The organism is Mucilaginibacter sp. GW821-FHT07H05 (assembly GCF_059418485.1).
On the sequence record NZ_JBWKPY010000004.1, the window covers coordinates 68,906 to 87,229 of the forward strand.

20 protein-coding genes are annotated in these 18,324 nt (G+C 48.1%); 19 read left to right on the plus strand and 1 reads right to left on the minus strand.

The window, feature by feature from the left end:
• The first annotated feature begins 1 nt into the window (after nucleotide 1).
• The 10 genes from AC07M6_RS11425 (at nucleotide 2) to AC07M6_RS11470 (ending at nucleotide 11,044) form a co-directional block, all read left to right on the plus strand.
• Nucleotides 2-217, plus strand: coding sequence for a hypothetical protein (locus AC07M6_RS11425; protein ID WP_494889489.1), 216 nt, complete (start codon nucleotides 2-4; stop codon nucleotides 215-217).
• 27 nt (nucleotides 218-244) lie between these two features.
• Nucleotides 245-3,439 carry an amidohydrolase family protein gene (locus AC07M6_RS11430; protein WP_494890428.1) on the plus strand — a complete coding sequence of 1,065 codons (3,195 nt, stop codon included), beginning with the start codon at nucleotides 245-247 and terminating at the stop codon, nucleotides 3,437-3,439.
• 86 nt (nucleotides 3,440-3,525) lie between these two features.
• Nucleotides 3,526-4,749, plus strand: coding sequence for a DUF6786 family protein (locus AC07M6_RS11435; protein ID WP_494889490.1), 1,224 nt, complete (start codon nucleotides 3,526-3,528; stop codon nucleotides 4,747-4,749).
• Nucleotides 4,746-6,497: an L-fucose isomerase gene (locus AC07M6_RS11440; protein ID WP_494889492.1), complete on the plus strand. Its 1,752-nt coding sequence runs from the start codon at nucleotides 4,746-4,748 to the stop codon at nucleotides 6,495-6,497. The genes AC07M6_RS11435 and AC07M6_RS11440 overlap by 4 nt, the downstream gene beginning before the upstream one ends.
• A gap of 3 nt (nucleotides 6,498-6,500) precedes the next feature.
• Nucleotides 6,501-7,838: an L-fucose:H+ symporter permease gene (gene fucP, locus AC07M6_RS11445; protein ID WP_494889494.1), complete on the plus strand. Its 1,338-nt coding sequence runs from the start codon at nucleotides 6,501-6,503 to the stop codon at nucleotides 7,836-7,838.
• Nucleotides 7,831-8,268, plus strand: coding sequence for a GNAT family N-acetyltransferase (locus AC07M6_RS11450; protein WP_494889496.1), 438 nt, complete (start codon nucleotides 7,831-7,833; stop codon nucleotides 8,266-8,268). Before fucP ends, AC07M6_RS11450 begins: the two co-directional genes overlap by 8 nt.
• Nucleotides 8,252-8,536, plus strand: a complete 285-nt coding sequence (locus AC07M6_RS11455; protein WP_494889498.1) for a hypothetical protein — start codon at nucleotides 8,252-8,254, stop codon at nucleotides 8,534-8,536. The genes AC07M6_RS11450 and AC07M6_RS11455 overlap by 17 nt, the downstream gene beginning before the upstream one ends.
• A gap of 452 nt (nucleotides 8,537-8,988) precedes the next feature.
• On the plus strand, nucleotides 8,989-9,846 hold the full coding sequence (locus AC07M6_RS11460; protein WP_494889500.1) for an RteC domain-containing protein: 858 nt from the start codon (nucleotides 8,989-8,991) through the stop codon (nucleotides 9,844-9,846).
• A 27-nt stretch (nucleotides 9,847-9,873) separates the two neighbouring features.
• Entirely contained in the window at nucleotides 9,874-10,674 is an 801-nt protein-coding gene (locus tag AC07M6_RS11465; protein WP_494889502.1) for a GNAT family N-acetyltransferase, read from the plus strand.
• A complete protein-coding gene (locus tag AC07M6_RS11470) occupies nucleotides 10,625-11,044 on the plus strand; it encodes a hypothetical protein (RefSeq protein ID WP_494889503.1) in 420 nt (139 codons plus the stop codon). The genes AC07M6_RS11465 and AC07M6_RS11470 overlap by 50 nt, the downstream gene beginning before the upstream one ends.
• A gap of 18 nt (nucleotides 11,045-11,062) precedes the next feature.
• Here the strand turns inward: AC07M6_RS11470 and AC07M6_RS11475 are convergent, their stop codons facing one another.
• The gene (locus AC07M6_RS11475) at nucleotides 11,063-11,266 is read right to left on the minus strand and encodes a hypothetical protein (RefSeq protein ID WP_494889504.1); all 204 of its coding nucleotides are present in this window, start codon (nucleotides 11,264-11,266) and stop codon (nucleotides 11,063-11,065) included.
• A 261-nt stretch (nucleotides 11,267-11,527) separates the two neighbouring features.
• On the opposite strand from AC07M6_RS11475, the gene AC07M6_RS11480 reads away from it, so the two are divergent.
• From AC07M6_RS11480 to traJ, 9 genes are read left to right on the plus strand one after another with little or no spacing between them, the layout of a single operon-like run.
• On the plus strand, nucleotides 11,528-12,010 hold the full coding sequence (locus AC07M6_RS11480) for a hypothetical protein (RefSeq protein ID WP_494889505.1): 483 nt from the start codon (nucleotides 11,528-11,530) through the stop codon (nucleotides 12,008-12,010).
• On the plus strand, nucleotides 12,007-12,300 hold the full coding sequence (locus tag AC07M6_RS11485; RefSeq protein ID WP_494889506.1) for a DUF4134 domain-containing protein: 294 nt from the start codon (nucleotides 12,007-12,009) through the stop codon (nucleotides 12,298-12,300). Before AC07M6_RS11480 ends, AC07M6_RS11485 begins: the two co-directional genes overlap by 4 nt.
• Nucleotides 12,297-12,605, plus strand: a complete 309-nt coding sequence (locus AC07M6_RS11490; protein ID WP_494889507.1) for a DUF4133 domain-containing protein — start codon at nucleotides 12,297-12,299, stop codon at nucleotides 12,603-12,605. The genes AC07M6_RS11485 and AC07M6_RS11490 overlap by 4 nt, the downstream gene beginning before the upstream one ends.
• Complete coding sequence (locus AC07M6_RS11495; protein ID WP_494889508.1) at nucleotides 12,592-15,045, plus strand: TraG family conjugative transposon ATPase; 2,454 nt, start codon at nucleotides 12,592-12,594, stop codon at nucleotides 15,043-15,045. Before AC07M6_RS11490 ends, AC07M6_RS11495 begins: the two co-directional genes overlap by 14 nt.
• Nucleotides 15,042-15,320, plus strand: coding sequence for a hypothetical protein (locus AC07M6_RS11500; protein ID WP_494889509.1), 279 nt, complete (start codon nucleotides 15,042-15,044; stop codon nucleotides 15,318-15,320). Before AC07M6_RS11495 ends, AC07M6_RS11500 begins: the two co-directional genes overlap by 4 nt.
• Nucleotides 15,317-15,979: a conjugal transfer protein TraI gene (locus AC07M6_RS11505; RefSeq protein WP_494889510.1), complete on the plus strand. Its 663-nt coding sequence runs from the start codon at nucleotides 15,317-15,319 to the stop codon at nucleotides 15,977-15,979. Before AC07M6_RS11500 ends, AC07M6_RS11505 begins: the two co-directional genes overlap by 4 nt.
• The gene (locus AC07M6_RS11510) at nucleotides 15,966-16,571 is read left to right on the plus strand and encodes a hypothetical protein (RefSeq protein ID WP_494889511.1); all 606 of its coding nucleotides are present in this window, start codon (nucleotides 15,966-15,968) and stop codon (nucleotides 16,569-16,571) included. Before AC07M6_RS11505 ends, AC07M6_RS11510 begins: the two co-directional genes overlap by 14 nt.
• Entirely contained in the window at nucleotides 16,558-17,187 is a 630-nt protein-coding gene (locus AC07M6_RS11515) for a TerB family tellurite resistance protein (protein ID WP_494889512.1), read from the plus strand. Before AC07M6_RS11510 ends, AC07M6_RS11515 begins: the two co-directional genes overlap by 14 nt.
• Nucleotides 17,184-18,323, plus strand: a complete 1,140-nt coding sequence (gene traJ / locus AC07M6_RS11520) for a conjugative transposon protein TraJ (RefSeq protein WP_494889513.1) — start codon at nucleotides 17,184-17,186, stop codon at nucleotides 18,321-18,323. The genes AC07M6_RS11515 and traJ overlap by 4 nt, the downstream gene beginning before the upstream one ends.
• Nucleotide 18,324 lies beyond the last annotated feature (1 nt).

Below are 18,324 nucleotides of genomic sequence, written 5' to 3' on the forward strand. Positions count from 1 at the left end.
CATGGCCTGGAAAATGATCGATGACGCTGCGCATGGTTTGCTTTTGCATCAATTGTCCCTCATTCCAAATATTCCAGGGCACGCAGAACTGGATATGAGCCTCCGTGAATTGTATGCCCGCCATCATGAATTGCATACCGAACAGGAAAAAGTACTTCGGGAGTATAACCGCATGGCTAGAAGTATCCGTCGCGCTTTACCCGAGGAATATAAATAATTAACAATATAAAACTTGCTGTTGAAAGTGAAATTTAATAAATCTCGTTTGAAATCCCTTCTATTATTAGGTCTTGTACTTTTTGTATTTATGATCTTCACGGGTTTTTCCCAGCAACTTGCGATAAAGCCTACAAGAACGATTTCCTTTACGACCAACGAAGGAAGTTATATGAATATTGACATTTCGCCGGACGGTAAAAGCCTTCTCTTTGATCTCCTTGGTGATCTTTATTCATTACCAGTTGCCGGAGGTAAAGCTGTTCAACTCACCAGGGGAATAGCTCTAAATCTTCGGCCGGTCTGGTCTCCGGACGGAAAAAAGATCGCTTACATTAGCGATTTTTCCGGAGCATTCCATGTTAATATCAGAGGTATCAAAGGGACATTTCATGTCGTCTTGGGAAAGGATGAACCTGAATTAAATTACGGACAAGACATAGTTTGGACTCCTGACGGAAATAAGATTACTACTGGTAGGTTAATCTATGGACTTGACGGCAGGAAAAATGATCAGCCTAGTGGTGTGACACGCCCTATCCGCTATTCATCGGACGGGCAGGCAGTATATTACCTGGATTCGGGAAAGCTCTGCTACTTTGATTATTCATTAAAGTTTAAAAGATCAATCGCTTTAATTTCTAAACAGGATCAGAACGGGAGGCTTTCGCCGGATGGTCGCTGGTGGACCTACTGGAAGGACAGCGCTAATTTTAAAAAATGCCTGATCGCAAGAGATCTTAAGAACAATACAAACCGTATATTAATTCCTCAATTCATCAGGAATGATGACCGGTACAGTCCTGGTACCCCCGAGCCACATTATTCTTTTACGTCTGATTCGAAAAACGTTTTTATTGGCTATGGCGGTAAAATACATAAGATAGTTTTAGAAAGTTGTGAAGATCGGATAGTGCCTTTTACTGCCGAAATTAAAGCTGACCTCGGCCCATCAAATCACAATACGGTTCATATTTCTAATGGGCCTTTAAGAGTAAGATATACACGGTCCGTTAACGTAAGTCCGGATGGAAGGCACCTGGTTTTTTCTGCGCTCAATAGGATATACACCAAGGATTTCCCTCATGGAGAGCCTCGGGTTCTCGCAAGCCAGTCCATGGCGCAGTTCCAACCGGCGTATTCGCCAGACGGTAAGTGGATCGCTTATGTAACCTGGTCGGACACGATAGGCGGCTACCTTTGGAGAGTACGGACTGCTGGCAGCAAGCCTGAACAACTCACCACCATTCCGGGCCAATACCAACGCCCGGTTTGGTCTCCGGACGGGAAATTGATTGCCGTGCTTAAAGGCCGACCAAGACTTGGGGATCGGGACGACCAAGGTCAGGGACAGTTGCAGCTTATTCCTGTTAATGGAACGCCGATTCGAACGCTTGCCGATTCAATTCCAATGTGGAATAGGTTATCTTTTTCCCAAGATGGAAATAGGATTATTTATACACCGAAATTTCGGCGCGTGAAAGGAGCCGCTTTGTTATCGCAATTGGTTTCAACCAATTTAAATGGCAAAGATCTTCAGATCCTTGCGGTAGGTTCCGTTCTTACATTTTACCATCAGAAAACAATCTCCCCGGACGGTCGCTTCATCACTTATTCGGCAGATGAAGACTTATACTTAATTCCGCTAAATAAAGGAACAGGCCCCGTTGTTATTTCCGATGAGCATCAGCGGCTCTCCGGAATTAAAATTGCACAAGGTGTTGATCCCTACTGGGAAAAAGATGGCAGGATATTAAGTTGGTGTTATGCCAACAAGTTTTATCGGATAAATCCGGATAAAATAGCCGCACAAGCGGATAGCCGAAATCAAAAAAGTTCCTTTCCTGAATTAGTTAATAAAAAAACTAAAGTGAACGCTAACTTTCAAATAGTAAACTTGAATATCCAAGTGCCAAAATTCTATGCACATGGCACTATAGCACTAAAGGATGTTCGGATCATTACGATGCAAGGCAAAAAAGTTATCGAGCACGGCACGATCTTGATCAATAACGGCCGTTTTGTTGCCGTGGGGCAAGCGAATACCGTTAAAATCCCCGACGGGACAAAAACAATAAATCTCACAGGGAAAACAATAATGCCTGGTTTAATCGACTTGCATGACCATATGCGAATACCGCCGAATGTTTTTCCGCAGCAGTCATGGATGTTCCTTGCTAATCTGGCCTATGGGGTGACGACCGCGCGCGATCCGTCTTTGAACTTGGATTCTTTTGGCTATTCAGAACTGCTGGAGTCCGGGCAAATGACCGGGCCACGTCTTTTTTCTGTTGGTCGTGCTGGCCGGATTCCGGATGGCCTGATTAAATGTGACAATTTAGATGATGCCAGGGCTTTAGTATATAAAAGAAAATTATTGGGAGGAAGCGAAGTTAAGCAATACACGTTACCGACTCGCATTCAAAGACAATGGCTGTCAATCGCCTGCAGAGAAGCCGGCGTTAATATGACCAATGAAGGTAATGAAGATCCAATATTGCAATTAGCGATGATCAAAGACGGCAGTACCGGCGTAGAACATAATCCGGCTTGGGGCGATGTTTATAGGGACATTATTTCATTTGTAGCAAAATCAAAAATTCACTTCACGCCCGTTTTGCAGGTTTGTTACGGAACCGAGGAAGCAAAAAAATACTTCAACTATAAGTATTGGCATTATCCAGATGAAAAACTGAAACGTTTTACGCCAAGTAGCACTTTACAAAACGGAGCTTTAGGTTATATCGCTGAATCGTTAGAAACAATAGCCAAAGTCAAACCACAGGATACCCTGTCGCCTGGATTCTTGACGCCTGCTAAAATAGACGCAAAGATCCGTAGGCTGGGAGGTAATGTTACCCTTGGAAGCCATGGCGATGACGAGGGTATCGGTACGCAAAATGAACTTTGGGCATTGCAAATGGGCGGAATTACCAATATGGAAGCACTACAAGCTGCTACAATTATGAGTGCACGAGCATTGGGTATCCAAAAAGATATTGGGTCTATCGAAGTGGGCAAGATAGCAGATCTTTTAATATTGAATAGAAACCCTTTAGAAGATATTCATAACAGCCGGGAAATAAAATATGTTATGAAAGACGGCGTCCTTTACGATGGTAACACATTGGACACCATCTGGCCAATATCCCAAAAATTGCCTGAATGGAAGTATAGCGATCAAGTACAAAATAAAGTAACAATGAAAAATATAGATAAATGACAAAGCCATTGGAGGAAAGGTAACGGAATTTTAAAAGACACCTAAGTGCTTACCAAAGCTCCGTTAGAAATCAATTAAAGATTACGATGAGAAGAATAAACCAATTATTAGCCACCATATTTATGAGTTCCTTATTGGGCTGTGAACAGCAGCAACAAAAAGATAAACAAGAAATCGGGACAGCCAAAGGCAGTTTTGGCTATGATAAACAATTTATACTAAAACATGACAGCAGCGCGGTTATCCTTGGTAAGGACGATGTGCAGCTGCTGGTATCGCCGAAATACCAGGCCAAGGTGTTTACTTCGTGCGCCGATGGTGATGCGGGGCGCAGCTTTGGCTGGATCAACTATCAGGCATTTGACGGCCCTTTGGATGCGCACATGAATGCTTATGGCGGGGAGAACCGCTTCTGGCTGGGGCCGGAAGGCGGGCCTTATTCCCTGTTTTTCCTACCTGGTGCGAAAATGGAATTTGCGAACTGGAGGACACCGGCCGCTTTTGACAGGGAAGCCTGGGAACTGGTCGCCAAAGATGATACGCTGGCGGTACTACGGAAAGCGATGGAATTGCAGAACTACGCGGGTTCCGTGTTCCAATTGCGGGTGGACCGGAAAATCAAATTATTAACCCATAGCGGCATCGGCAGTTTACTGCAAACCAGCATTCCTGCGTCCGTGAAGGCGGTCGGCTACCGCACCGAAAATACGGTGACCAATACGGGTAATGCGGAATGGAATGAAAAAACAGGCGTGCCCTGTACCTGGATGCTGGATATGTTCCCGCCTTCGGATCAAACGACCATCGTCATCCCTTACCTGTCGGCTATCCCGGATAGCAGGCCAGCCACGACCGATTATTTCGGCGAGATACCCGCCGACCGGATCAACATGGATGGTCAAACCTTGTTTTTTAAAGCGGACGGCAAAAGTCGTAGTAAGTTAGGCATACACCCGGTACGCGTCAAAAACCTGGCGGGCAGCTATGACGCGCAGCACCAGGTACTGACCATTATCTTATACGACATCAGCCCGATGGGTAAATACCTCAACCAGGAATGGCGGACAGATAAACCCATTTTCTCTGGTGATGCCATGAATGCCTATAATGACGGGCCTTTAGCGGACGGCCGGCAAATGGGGCCATTCTATGAACTGGAAAGCGTTTCGACCGCGCATTTCCTGCCGCCGGGGCATTCCGCCACGCACTGGCATTCCGTTTTCCATTTTACCGGCGCGGCAGACGGGCTGGACTATTTAAGCAAACAATTATTAGGCGTTAGCCTGGAAGAAATCAAAAAGGCCTTATGAACAATTATCCCCACATAGGTATCCGTCCCATTATTGACGGAAGATTAGGTGGCGTACGGGAATCGCTCGAAGAAATTACGATGCAAATGGCGGTCCAGGTGAAAGCCATTTATGAAAGTAGCCTGCGCTACCCCGACGGCAGCCCGGTCAGGTGCGTGATCGCGGATACCTGCATCGGCGGGGTAGCGGAAGCGACGGCCTGCCAGCAAAAGTTTGAACACTATAACGTGGGCCTAACCTTGTCCGTATCCCCCTGCTGGGCCTACGGCTCGGAAACCATGGATATGCACCCGACCTGGCCAAAAGCGATCTGGGGTTTTAACGGCACCGAGCGGCCCGGCGCGGTTTATTTAGCGGCAACCTTAGCCGGGCATAACCAGTTTGGTTTGCCGGCTTTTGGGATCTACGGCAGGGATGTGCAGGACCTGGACGATACCCATATCCCGGATGAGGTGAAGGATCAGCTGCTGGGTTTCGCCCGCGCCGGGCTGGCGGTCGCCCTCCTGAAAAATAAAAGTTATCTGGCGATCGGCTCGGTTTCTATGGGGATCGCCGGAAGTATCGTTGTCCCCGAACTTTTTAAGGATTACTTCGGGATGCGCAACGCATATGTCGACTCCGTAGAGGTGTTACGCCGGATCGAAAAGGGTATTTATGACCCGGAAGAATACCGCCTTGCCTTAGCCTGGACACGCGCGCATTGCCAGGAAGGCGACGATAGCAACCCCGAAGCGAAGCAGTTCAGCCGGGAACAGAAGGACCGGGATTGGGAAACCGTGGTGAAAATGACGCTCATTATCCGTGACCTGATGGTGGGTAACCCCAAATTAGCAGCGATGGGCTTTGGCGAAGAAGCGCAGGGCCATCATGCCATCGTCTCCGGCTTCCAGGGACAGCGGCAGTGGACGGACTTTCTGCCCAACGGAGATTTCGCCGAAGCCCTGCTCAACTCCAGTTTTGACTGGAACGGCATCCGGGCACCGTATATCGTCGCTACAGAAAATGATAGTTTGAATGGGCTGTCAATGTTAATGGGTTATTTACTCCGGCACACCGCGCAGGTGTTTGCCGATGTGCGCACCTACTGGTCGCCCGACGCCGTAGAACGCGTAACGGGCTGGCGGCCGGAAAGCGGCTTTATCCATCTGATCAATTCCGGTTCAGCGGCGCTGGATGGTTCGGCCATGCAGGAAAAGAACGGGCAACCTGTCATGAAGCCTTTCTGGGAACTCAGCAAAGGACAGGCAGATGCCTGCCTCCGGGCGACCAAATGGTACCCGGCGAATAACGGCTACTTCCGGGGCGGCGGTTATTCCTCGCAATTCGTAACGCGCGGCGGGATGCCGGTGACCCTGTGCCGGCTGAACCTCATTAAGGGTATCGGCCCGGTCTTACAGATCGCCGAGGGCCATACGCTTGACCTGCCCGGTCCGGTGCATCAGATCCTGGACGAACGCACTGACCCCACCTGGCCAACCACCTGGTTCGTGCCCAAACTCACCGGAAAGGGGCATTTTACAGATGTCTATGCGGTCATGGCTGCCTGGGGCGCTAACCACGGGAGCTTTTCTTATGGGCACTATGGTCATGAACTGATCACTTTAGCCAGTATGCTGCGGATACCGGTCGCCATGCACAATGTGGAAGAAAGCAGGATCTTCCGGCCATCGGCCTGGAAGGCTTTTGGCTCGGATCACGAGGGTTCGGACTACCGCGCCTGTCAAACTTATGGACCTTTATATGCTTAAATAATGGCTTACTCTTATATCGAAACCCCCTTACCTCAACCGGCCAAAGGCAAGCGCCCGGGATTGTTCCGGATCGCCGGTAAAAACTATGCCTATCCTTTTGTACTGGTCACCAGTTTATTCCTGCTTTGGGGCTTTGCCCATGGCCTACTGGATGTGCTGGATAAGCATTTTCAGAACACGCTGCACATCAGTAAAGCCGAAAGCGGCTTGGTGCAGTTCTCCTTATATATCGGCTACCTGGTCATGGCCAGCCCGGCAGGTATCTTGATGAAACGCTTTGGCTATAAAAGCGGGATCATCTTGGGTTTATTCCTTTTCGCTGCGGGTGCCTTCTTGTTTTATCCCGCAGCTCACCTCGGCGCATTCGTACCGTTTTTAGGTGCTTTGTTTATTATGGCCTGTGGCCTGAGTTGTTTAGAGACGGCCGCCAATCCTTATACCACCGTCCTCGGCCCGCCCGATGGCGCAGCCAGGCGGATCAATTTCGCGCAAAGCTTTAATGGCCTGGGCTGGATCTTAGGCCCGCTCATCGGCGGGCTGTTCATCTTCGGCGCCGCGCAAAAGAGCGGCCCCGAACAGTTTGACAGCCTGACCCGTCCTTATTTATGGATCGGCTGTCTGGTCATTGCCGTAGCCGTCATTTTTGCTTTCAGCAAACTACCCGATGTTAAAGAAGAAAACAGCGAGCAGATCGATGCCAAGGCACCGCTATCCGAGTTATGGAAGCACAAAGGTTTTGTGCTCTCGGTGATCGCGCAGTTTCTTTATGTTGCCGCACAGACGGGGGTGAATTCCTTTTTTATTAATTATGTCACGGAAACTGTACATGGCGTACAGGCGGCTGTGGCCAATATGCTGACTCATTTTGGCGATATCGGGGCGGTGCTGAGCCCCAGGAACCCCGAACAGGCGGCTTCGGTCATCCTGGCCCTGGGCGGCATGGGCTCGTTTTGGATCGGCCGCCTTTTCGGTGCCTATATCCTGAAATTCATCCAGCCACATAAACTGTTGATGTGCTATGCTGCGATCAATACGGTGCTGATGCTCGTCGTGGTATTGGAACTGGGCTGGCCCAGCGTCATCGCGCTGTTTTCCTGTTATTTTTTTATGTCCGTCATGTTCCCGACCATTTTTGCTTTAGGGATCAAAGGCCTCGGGCCGCTCACGAAACGGGCATCTTCCTTTTTGGTGATGGCCGTGGCCGGCGGGGCATTCTGCCCGCCGCTGATGGGCCTGATCGCTGACCATGCCGGGATGTCCGTGGCCTTTTTGGTACCCCTGGGCTGTTTCGCCTTTATCGCTTATTATGGTTTAACTCATCGCGCTCACCATGACTAACAAAAATATCAGGAACGCAACGTACCGGGACGCGCCGGCCATCCGGCTGTTACTGGATGCTTTAGGCTATCAAACGACGATCAGCAGGTTGATCAGCCAGCTAGAGCGGAATGACCAACAGGTATTCGTTTATGAACTGGACAAAGAAGTGGTTGGGTTTATCGCCATAAATTACCTGCCGTTATTGGGTTTTGATGGTGAAACGGTAGTGATCAGCTATCTGTCCGTTGAGGGATCGATGCACAGACAAGGGATCGGCCGCGCGCTGGAACAATATGTCACCGAACAAGCGCTAAAAAGAAAGTGCGACCGGATACAGGTGCACTGTTCCGACTGGCGGGCACCCGCTCATCAATTCTATGAGCGGCAAGGTTATCATGAATACCCCAAATATTTCACAAAGAAATTGGTTTATGCAGAGAAACAATGAAATAGCATCAGCGGACCACTGTTTAATGCTTTACCGCATCGATTTTTTGCCGGACAATGAACGGCAGGAGATCAGGGAAGTATTGATCAGCACTTATGGCGAATACTTAGACCAGCTCCTGCGTTTGCAGGAGATCTGCCGGGCCTATCAAGCGATAAGTAATTGCATCCGGTCAAGAGTGCCTTTAAGCGAAGATGACCGGCAGCGGGAATGTTTGATCAAAGATATAGCGAATTTCCGCGAAAAGAAGCTTTTAGTAAGCAGTTAATAGTTAGTTTGAGAAAGTGTAAAGGCGGCTCCCGGTGTGTGGGAGCGCCTTTATTTGAAATGAAATTACTTTGGAACATCCTTATACCATTGCCTTTATCCTAATCGCGGCTTTTGTGGTCTGGATGTGTATCAAGATAAATGAAGAAGACGAAGCCTGAAAATACTCATTGTTCTTTATAGGGTCAGTTAATAGCAAAATGCGCTTGCCGGGAGCGGTAAGCGTATTTATTAAAAAAAAAGATAAAAAATTAAGCATAACCTGAACTAACCTATAGATATTATACCCTCCCAAACAGGAAAAAATCTGGAAAATTTTAGGCTGGGAGCACTAACAAAACCCTCTGCGCGCGGGCTTGTCAGTGCTATGCCTGCCCCTTTCCAGAGGCGATCCTGTATAGTAACTGCAAGTCCCGCGTATGAGTGGCTACCTAAACATAATAAAGCTACCATATGAGAACATTTACCGAGCGCTTTTACAGCGCGTTAGAACACCAATTGGCCGAAATTTCACTAAGCGGCGAACCGCTCATCGAACAGTACCGCGCCTCCATCAAGGTCAGTAAAAAAGCGATGAACAAACTGAAGAACTATATTTCCAGCTATGCCTTTGAAAACAAAGCTGAAGAGGTCAACTTTTTTAAGGAGATCAAGCCTACGTTTTACAGCAAATACATTTACTTCATCAACATTCACAATTTCCTGTTACAAAAGCCGACAGGCGGAGAGAACATTCAGCGGGACTATATCCAAATGCATTTGAATGAACTGAAGACATTTTTTGATCATAACCGGGCTTTCTATTCCTACTACCGCTCCGGCATGACGCAAATGGACGAGATCTATTATACGCGCGGTAGTTTCGATGTTCATGCCGAACTGGAGGACTTTGAAGAAGATGAACAATATTCTACTTCCCATGACTACAAGCTCAGTAAGATCATCGCCAATGAGAAATTCCAGGAGTATTTGACCCTGGAACTGGCTAAGATCGGCAATGAAGACCTCATTGCACAGAAAATATTTCCCTTTGCGCATCCGCAATGGACCGCCAGCCAAACGGACGCGGCGGAACTGCTCTATTCCCTAAAGACCGGCTGCGCGGTCAATAACGGCAATATCGATATCAATGAACTGGTCGCCATTTGGGAATTTATCTTTCAAATGGAAATTAACGAACCCTATCATAAACTCTTAGACATCGTCAAACGAAAGAATGAAATGTTCGTCTTCCTCAACCGCTTGCGAAAAAGCCTCTGGAATTTCATCAAAGAGAAATTTAAAAAAGGGCTGCCGCCGGATATGGAATGATCGTATTCCAGGCGATAAAAGAACAGCATGTTCCTTTTGAGCGCAAGAAGACAGTTGCGCGTGTCCTCACAGCAGTATAAATTAGCTATCTTTGATGCAATGACCGATGCTCAGTTGCAACAGATCAAGGCCTTAAACTACGTGTTCGAACCGAATGACGAGCCGGCATTGCTCCGTTTCCTGGCACTTCATTTCCCCGATCTCGAACTGGCCGAATTGCTGACGCGGCTTGAGACCATACTGGCCAGCTGTTCAACGCCACCAGATGAAAAAAAGATCCAATTCCTGGAAACCGCTGAACCCTGGCTGCGCATCCAGTTCTATTCGGCTAATTATTGGGACGATACACATGGCCTGGCTTTGTCCAGGATCCTTCGTTATGAAAACGGCAAACTGCTCGCAGAACACGAATACCTGGTACTGCCTGAAGCCAAGCGCGGCCAACAGATCGGACGCCAGGTACTCGCGGCGGCACTGGAACAATATGAACGCATAGGTGTTCAGGAGATACGTGTCTGGGCTGGTCTAAAAGACGGTGGTGCGGTTTGGGCCAAGGTCGGCTTCAAGGCGCTGGATAAAACCGAAATGGATGCGATCCTGCAAATCGCGCAAAATGAACTGACCGCCGAGCAATACGCCGACGCAAAAGCCGTTTATGACTTGTACTATAACGCGGAACCCGCGGGCACCGCATTCCCGGTTAAGGACTGGGCGTTGCTGGGTTTCATGGACGAGGTGCTCAAGCAGGTCCACTGGCATGGCCGGATCGACTTGACAGATGAAAAAGAATTTCGTAACTTTAAAAAGTATGTTGATCGCAAAAAATAACTTGAGGGAAGCGGCGTATATCGCCGGTGAGCTGCTGGATGATGCGGCGCTCGAAATGGAAAGCCGGTGCGAAACCATCGAGCGGACCGTAACCGGCGGAGCTTTTTCGCTGGAGCGTGCCTTGCGGTTATACCAGGTGCCGATGGATGCCTATATCGATTATCTGGCGGCTAAACATGCCGCTTCTTATGCATTCCAGTTAGCCGAAGACTCTCAGGTGAAAGAACTGGCGATGAAATTGAAAGCGGCCGAGCGGTTATTGCGGGCGATGTTCGACAATACGATCGCGCATGAGGACCTGCTGAGTTTCCTGAAAATGTACAGCACTTTTTCCCGTCGCGTGATCCGTAAGCAGGAACTGGTTAAATAATAATACCGTTTAAGATAGTTAAGCCTTGTTGTATTTCAGCAGGCTTTTTTTATACTCATCCTCGTCCAACCCGTAAACCTTTAAGGCTTCCTCTAAAGAAAAATAACCTTCCGATACCGCCTGTTCAACAACTATCAATTGATGCAGGCGTTCCTTTTCCGGTCTGGCAAAGAACTCTTCGCCGGTATAACCCGCTTCAGTATGTTGATTCCTGTCCAGCATCTTACGGTAAAGTTAAACGTTTAGAGCCGTTTCTACACGAGTAAATTACCGATATTTTTTTCAAGTCTTCCCAATTTTGACGCTGAACCAGCGCGGCAAGTTCCGCTGCTTCGGTGTTCCTTGACATCCTGAAAAATGAATTTGAGTTCATTGCTGGCTATTTGAATGTTTCTTTTGGGAAATACTACACCACGCGCTGCCACGTGGTGTGGTATCTTTTGAAGTCCTCCTGACCTTTGCTTTCAACAAAAACGAAAGCATATGTTAAACACGATCTCCTGGCAGCAATATGTTACTGCCGTAATCTTATTGACCGCAGCCTGGTATGCTTATGTTAGCCTACGCTATTACCAGCCTGAACTGTCCGCATTCCTTAAAATTAAGACCCACCCGGCATCAACCGTCCCGCCCGTCGCCAATCAAATGACCGTGGTCATGGGCGAAGCGAAACCCGAGGCCGATACCGGTTTGTATGAACCCGAAGAACTCATTTTCGGCACAAGTTCACCTGACGACGTCAGTGACCAGACCCTTCCCAAAGGGCCTTCAGACGACCTGCTAGCGGAAGCCAAAGTGCTGGCCAATGCCTGCAGCGACAAAACCGAATTCCTTTCCCTGTTTAGACTCCTGCTGGATAAATACGAAGTCTACGCGGACGAGATCAGCCTGCCCGCTATCATCCAATCGCTCCAACTTTCATTTCAAATCCAGGCCGAAGAATGGCCGCAAACTTTTGTAGCATGAAAAAGATCAAAGCAATTATTGCCCTGTTGTTTGTAGCCAGCGTCAGCCTGGCTCAAGATGGCAACGCCGGTATCAACGAAGCGACCAACCAGGTTAAAAGCTATTTCTCCACCGGCACCAATTTAATGTACGCCATAGGCGCTATTGTCGGCCTGGTCGGCGCGATCAAAGTGTATAAAAAATGGAATGATGGCGAGCATGATACGGGCAAAGTTGCCTCCAGTTGGTTCGGCTCCTGCATCTTCCTGGTCGTGGTAGCCACCGTGCTCAAATCATTCTTTGGGGTATGAGCTACCAGATCAATAAAGGCATTAACCGCCCGATAGAATTTAAGGGCCTGAAAGCCCAGTATATCGGCTATTTGGGTGGCGGGCTGGTCATCCTGCTGGTGCTGTTTGCGGTCCTGTACCTCATCGGTATGGCCGTTTATTTATGTATCCTCGTTATCCTCGGTTTGGGCAGCCTGCTTTTTCAACAGGTATTCAGCCTGAGCCACAAATACGGTGCGCATGGCCTCATGAAAAAACAGGCCAAAAAATATTTGCCCACTTATTTAAAGTTCAAAACAAGACGCCTTTTTTATGAAAAACGCTGAACAAGTTTTCCCGATCTATAAAGTCGAACATGATGCCATGTTATCCATGCAGGGTGACCTGACCATCGCGTTTGAACTGACCCTGCCGGAACTGTTCACCTTGTCAAACGATGAATATATGGCCTTCCACGAGACCTGGGTAAAAGCGATCAAGCTGTTGCCTAAAAACAGCATCTTCCACAAACAGGATTGGTTCGTGCAGGCCGAATACGAAGCCCAATTCGGCGACAAAACATTTTTAGGCCATGCCAGCGAACGCTTTTTCAACGAACGTCCCTACCTCGCCCATCACTGTATCGTGATGCTCACCAAACGGCCGGAAAACTTTAAGCCCGTCACCAGCGCGACCAGTAGTTTGATGCGCAAGTATATTACACCCGCTGAAACCACATCAACCGAACTGTTCCGCGATTTCGCGGACAGCGCAGGCCAGTTTAAACGGATCATGGAAGACTGCGGTTTGGTACGCGTGCGCCGTTTAACGGATGATGAACTCGCCGGCACTTTAAAGATGCCCGGCATTTTAGAACAATACTGTTTTCTATTAAGTCCTTCCGATAAGCCCGTATTGAAAGATATTCATTTACACGATGAATTGCGCATCGGTGAAAACTACTGCCAGCTATACACTTTGGCAGAGGCTGAAAATTTACCGGCGTTAGTTGGCCCGCGTATTACCTACGATCAGTACAGCACCGATAAAACCAAGTTCAGTACCGGCTTTGCCAGCCCCATCGGGGCGCTACTCGACTGCAACCATATTTACAACCAATATTTATTCATTGAAGACAGTGCCAAGACCCTCAAAAAACTGGAAGCCAAAAAGCTGCGCCTGCAATCGCTATCGGCCTACTCTCGCGAAAACGCAATTGGCCGTGATGCCACCCAGGAGTTTTTGAACGAAGCGATCAGCCAGCAACGGCTTCCGGTTAAGGCACATTTCAATATCCTGGCCTGGACCGCGGATAAAACTGAACTCAAAGACGTGCGCAACAAAGCCAGTTCAGCGCTGGCGCAACTCGATGCCCAGCCTAAACAGGAAACTGATGGTGCGCCGCAGATCTGGTGGGCCGGCCTGCCCGGCAATGCCGGGAATTTCCCAATGAACGACACCTTTGACACGTTTGCCGAACAGGCTGCCTGCTTCTTCAATTTAGAAACCAATTACCGTTCATCGTTATCACCCTGCGGAATCCGTCTCGGTGACCGCCTGAGCGGTAACCCGCTGCATGTCGATTTGAGCGACGAGCCGATGAAAAACGGCATCACCACCAACCGGAATAAATTCATCCTCGGCCCCTCCGGCAGCGGTAAGTCCTTTTTTACCAATCACCTGCTGCGCAGCTATTATGAGCAGGACGCACATATTGTATTAGTCGATGTTGGGCACAGTTACGAGGGCTTATGTGAATTTGTGGATGGTTATTATTTTACGTACTCCGAAGATAACCCCATTAGCTTTAATCCCTTTTATGTAAGTAAGGACGATACGCTCGATACCGAGAAACGCGAAAGCATCAAAGCCATGATCCTGGCGCTTTGGAAAAAAGAAGATGAAGGCGTACAACGCTCGGAGTATATCGCTATATCCGATGCCCTGTTCCACTATTACGAAAGCCAGCCGGATTTTGCCTGCTTCAACTCCTTTTACGAGTTTTTAAAAGGGCCTTTTTATGATACGATGAAAGCAAGTAAAGTCAAAGACCAGCATTTTGACATTGATAACCTGCTGTTCGTTTTACGTCCATACTACAAAGGCGGGGAATACGATTATCTGCTGAACGCGACCGAAAACCTCGATCTGCTGCACCGCCGCTTTATCGTTTTCGAACTCGACAACATCAAGGATCACCCGATCCTGTTCCCGGTCGTTACGCTGATCATCATGGAGACTTTTGTGAGCAAAATGCGCAAACTGCCCAAAGAAACACGCAAAATGATCCTGATCGAAGAAGCCTGGAAAGCCATCGCCCGTGAAGGTATGGCCGAATACATTAAATATCTATTTAAAACTGTTCGTAAATATTTCGGAGAAGCGCTGGTGGTGACCCAGGATATCGAAGATATTATCAGTTCGCCGGTCGTGAAACAAGCGATCATCAATAACAGCGACTGTAAAATATTATTAGATCAACGAAAATACCAAAATGACTTCCCAAAAATACAGCAGCTATTAGGCATCACCGATAAGGAAACCGCCCTCATTATGAGTATGAACCGGGCCAATGACGAACGATACAAATACAAAGAAGTATTCATCAGCTTGAATGGTCAGTTATCGAGGGTCTACCGCACGGAAGTCAGTCGCGAGGAATACTGGACCTATACCACTGAATCGGCCGAAAAAGCTAAAGTCAAATCCTATAAAAATAAATACGGCGATATCCGGAAGGCCATTGCCATGATCGTACTGGAAGAAAAACAAAATCAAGCCGCATGAAAAAGTTAATGATGATCGCGCTGCTATTTGCAGCCTGCAAAAATGAAAACCACAATGGCCTGTATGTGAATCATACCGAAGGCACCTACGCCATAACCGATGACACGCTGGAAGTAAGAGACAGTGTGATCATCAGCCATTCCGGCTTTCAAAAGATCAGGGACGGCAAAACGCTGCCCAAAGAGTTTAAAACCAAACAGGTTTTTGAACTGCACCCGGTCTTTGAGCAAAACCACCTGATATTAAATAACACGACTTATCAAAAGATCAAATGAAAAAGTTCATTGTCACTTTCGCATTGATAGCCGCCAGCAGTTTTGCCCGTGCGCAATTCGTAGTCGGCACGGTGCTCAACCAAACCGTTGGCCGGGTGATCCGCGCCATCGACCTTAAAGTACAGCGGATGCAGAACGAAACGATCTGGCTGCAAAATGCCCAAAAGGTACTGGAAAACGAATTGAGCAAACTGCGCTTATCAGAAATTGCCGGCTGGTCCGGCCAACAGCAACAATTGTACAGCCAGTACTATTCAGAATTAGGACAGATCAAGTCCTATATCAGCTATTACCAGCGCATCAAGAACCTGACGCTCAAACAAGCTGCTTTGATTGCGGAATACCAAAATGCCTGGAGCCTGCTGCATAACGACCCGCACTTTACCGTAGCTGAACTTAGTCAGATGCAGCTGGTCTACACCGGTATCCTGAACGCCAGCGCGAAAAATCTCGACCAGATCATGCAGGTCATCAATCCCGGCAAAACGCAGATGAGCGATGAACAACGGCTGGAACTCATCAATAAAGCCGGTGACCAATTAGACGGCAATTATAGCGACCTCCGCCAGTTCAACACGCAAAATAAAATGCTCAGCCTGCAAAGGGCGAAGGATGAAAACGAAATAGCAACCCTCAAACAATATTATGGCATCCATTAAAATCACCGCGGTTTTCCTGCTCATAAGTTTGGGCGCAAAAGCCCAAACGTTTGCCGAATGGTTCGACCAAAAGAAAACCAAGGAAAAATATATCGTCGCGCAGATCGCCGCGCTTCAAGCCTATGGCTCCGTATTGAAAACCGGCTACAACGTCGCCCACAACGGCCTGGGCTCGATCGGCAGTTTCAACAATGGGGAATTCCGATTGCACAGCACGTATTACGCCAACCTCAAAGCCGTTAGCCCGGCTGTAAAAAACAATTCCCAGGTCAAGGAAATTCTGGCCTGGCAGCAGGATATCAATACGGCGTTTAGTCGCCTAAAATCCGATGCGTATTATAACCAGGTCAAGGGAGCTGTACTTAAAGACTGTAACCAGCAATTGACCGAACTGCAAACCGTACTCAACGATAACGGCGTCGAAATGAGCGATGCCGACCGTCTAAAACGTATCGGTGCCATTCATACCGAAATGCTGAGCAATTTCCGGTTTACCATGAGTTTCTGCAATAGTGCAGCCTTACTCAACCGCGATCAAACCAACCAGTCAACTGACCTGCAAACATTAAAGCATTTATATGGCAACCATTAAAAAGATCATCCTCAGCGGGTTGCTGCTTTTTTCCGTAAAAGCCCATGCCCAGCTTTCAGACGCACAGCAACTGATCCTGGATATCGAAAAGCTGACCCAATTAAAGGGTATCCTATTTGATATGAAAACCGGCTATCAAATTTACAGCCAGGGCTACGGTACAATATCCGGCCTGGCTAAAGGCAATTTCAATCTGCACAATGTGTATTTGACCGGCCTTTTAGCGGTCAGCCCAACGGTGAGAAACTATGGTCGCGTGGCAGACATCATTTTACAGCAGGCCAGTTTAGTGTCCGAATACAAACGCGCGAACAGCGCTTTTAAACAAAGCGGCAGTTTCAGCACCAGTGAGTTAAGTTATATGAGCGATGTCTACACCCGGCTCATTAATCAAAGCCTGGATAATCTCGATGAACTCAATACTATTTTATCGGCTAGTAAGCTGCGCATGTCCGATGCGGAACGCATCAAGGGCATTGACCGCATTTATGCCTCCAGTACTGATGAGTTGCAATGCCTACGTGCATTTAACCGGCAAGGCATCATTCTTTCGTTACAACGCGCAAAGGACATCAACGACACACAAACATTAAAGTACTTATACCAACTGCCATGAATACACTGCTTCAAATAACTTCCCTATCGACCGATATCGGCGGCCTGCAAGGCACGCTGAACCAGGTCTATAACGATATGCTCCCCATGTGCAGCCAACTCATCGGCGTTGGCCGTGGCATCGCCGGTTTCGGCGCCTTACTGTATATCAGTTCCAGGGTATGGCGCAGTATCGCTGCTGCCGAACCTATAGACTTTTACCCATTATTGCGGCCCTTTGCCTTAGGTGTGGCTATCTTATTATTTCCGACCGTGATCGCAGTGATCAACGGCGTGATGAATCCAACTGTCACCGCGACCGGCGGCATGGTAAAAAATTCAGATGCGGCTATCCAGCAACTACTTGCGGCCAAACAGGCTGCGGTTCAAAAAACAGATCAATGGCAGATGTTTGTTGGCGCGGATGGCGACGGCGACCGCGATAAATGGTATAAATATACCCATCCGGAGGACCCGACCGACAGCAAAGAAGGTATGTTTTCCAGTGTAGGTAACGATATGAAATTCGCCATGGCCAAAGCCAGTTACAATTTCCGCAATACGGTCAAGCAATGGATGAGCGAAGTGTTGCAGGTGGTTTTCGAAGCTGCGGCCTTATGTATCAATACGATCCGGACCTTCTATCTCATCGTCCTCGCTATCCTCGGACCTTTGGTCCTCGGATTAAGTGTATTCGATGGCTTTCAGCATATTTTAAATACCTGGCTGGCCAAGTATATCAATGTCTTTTTATGGCTGCCCGTCGCCAATATTTTCGGCGCGATCATCGGCAAAGTGCAGGAAAATATGTTGAAACTGGATATTTCCCAGGTGCAGACGGCCGGTGATACCTTCTTTAGCTCGACCGACACCGCTTACCTCATATTTTTAATGATCGGCATCGTCGGCTACTTCACGGTACCGGCTGTGGCCGGTTATATCATCAATCCTGGTGGCGGTAATGGCTTACTCAACAAGATCACCAACCTGACCAGTATCGCCGCTACCGCCACCGGCGGCCGAATGGCCAATGGTGCGGTCAACATCGCCCAGGCTCCCGGCCAGGTGATGGATGGCTATTTTTCGGGTGCCGGTAATAAAAACGGTGGCACACCTTATCAGGAAAATAAATTGAATGGTAACCCTCAAACCAAATAAT